This is a genomic window from Gordonia sp. NPDC003425 (genome assembly GCF_053588635.1).
In genome coordinates this window covers 1-1,501 of the sequence record NZ_JBSFQI010000044.1, presented here as the reverse complement: position 1 = coordinate 1,501, position 1,501 = coordinate 1, and the positions used below count along the sequence as shown (strand labels likewise).

The window sequence follows — 1,501 nt, the reverse complement described above, 5'->3', positions numbered from 1 at the left end:
TCAAAAACGGCGAACTCGTCGAACCCGGCACCGCCTCACCCGACCAGCAGGAGGCTGCCTGAAACAACCTCATCCACAGATCTTGACAATATCTCGAGCTGCGCGATGGTGACCCGCTGTTCACGCGTCTGCTTCGTCACGGCGCACCTCGCACTGATCGAGAAGCCGAGCGAGGTAGCTGTACGCCGACAGGCGCTCGATCGCCTCCTGCTCGGTCAACTCGTCCCTCGAATGCGTGGTTACGTTGCGGATCGTGAGGTTTACTCCGGTAGCCAACCCGTTCAGGGACTTCGCGAGCGGAGCCAGACCACCGCGCATGCTCGCTGCTGTCGTGCTCGTCGGGTCGCCCGGCCACACCAGCTTTGGCTTGCCCGGTTTCGGCTCACCTTCGGACAGCGTCTCTTGCCAAAAAGTCGTGTCGCTCTTCGCGTCATGACGACTGAGCTTGTCCTTCCAGTGCACGACAAGCGCCTCCGACGCCTCGCGCACCGCAACTCGATACTGGTGCGTCGTCCAGTGGGCAGCGGCCGCCGCCCAGATCACCGCATGCAAGTTGGCCGGGGAGAACACCGGGGCGTCCGACGACTCGGTGGCCTCCTCCTCAGTGATCATCGCTTCCAGCCGACCTCTGACCGTTGCCGCGCATGCTCTCACGTCCCGGGGCGAGAGCGGCGCCTTCGGCGATGACATGACCGACCAGTTCGAGATCGGGTCGATCGTCCCCAAACCGGCCACAACGATATAGGCGCCCGTCACCCGCACAGCCTGGGCCGCCTGACCGGCTGTCCGCGCCACTTCCAGCTCCAGCACGGCCACCTCCGCGGGGTCCGCGCCCTCCTTGTTCCAGGTCGTCGGGAACAGCCCCCGGGAGTCCATGTGGCTCGCCTCGACTTGCGTGTCTGCCCATGCGTCAAAGGCTCTCTCGAATTCCTCGGTCGCTTTCAGCAGCCGCCGCAAGTAGTCGACTCCGTAACTAGTCACCAAATCCGCCGTCCTGTTGCTGAGTGCTTCCGCCATCGTTTCGGTCTTCGGACGCTCATCAGGAGAAACCGCCTGTCACCACCGTCGCAAGTCGCACCCGGGAATCTTCACCGACTCGCCGGCAACCCCAGCCTGTCGAAGAACGCACGATTCCGTTCTGAAGCTCCGTTGACGAGGCCGTCGAAGCTGATGACCTCGATGTATACTCTGCGCGCATCGTTGAACCCGAAGTAGCAGAGCCCATCCTGAGTCGGACGCAGGCCCGCGAGTTCGCAACGGTCGATCATTCTGGACGTGAGGTCCGCGATGACATAGCAGAACGCTGGGGCGTCCTGCGATCTCGGTATCAAGCGGCCATCACTCGTCTTAGCCTCGCCCTCACGAATCTGTTTCACGTAACCCAGGCATTGATCTATCGGATTGTTGGCTCTTCCGAATTGACGGTGCGTAGAACGGGTTCTCGCGGGCACAAGATGTGGGTGAGCAAGGTCGCGGGGTGTGGGCGGTGAGTCTGGGGATG

General features: G+C 62.6%; 1 protein-coding gene. It reads right to left on the bottom strand.

Going from position 1 to position 1,501, the window contains the following annotated elements; all coding sequences use genetic code 11:
• Positions 1–120: 120 nt before the first annotated feature.
• On the bottom strand, positions 121–1,017 hold the full coding sequence (locus ACWDTD_RS20495) for a TIGR02391 family protein (RefSeq protein ID WP_449748951.1): 897 nt from the start codon (positions 1,015–1,017) through the stop codon (positions 121–123).
• Positions 1,018–1,501: the final 484 nt, after the last annotated feature.

Bases quoted from the DNA above. Each gene is read 5' to 3' on its own strand.
- ACWDTD_RS20495 (WP_449748951.1), bottom strand. From the start codon at position 1,017: ATGGCGGAAGCACTCAGCAACAGGACGGCGGATTTGGTGACTAGTTAC.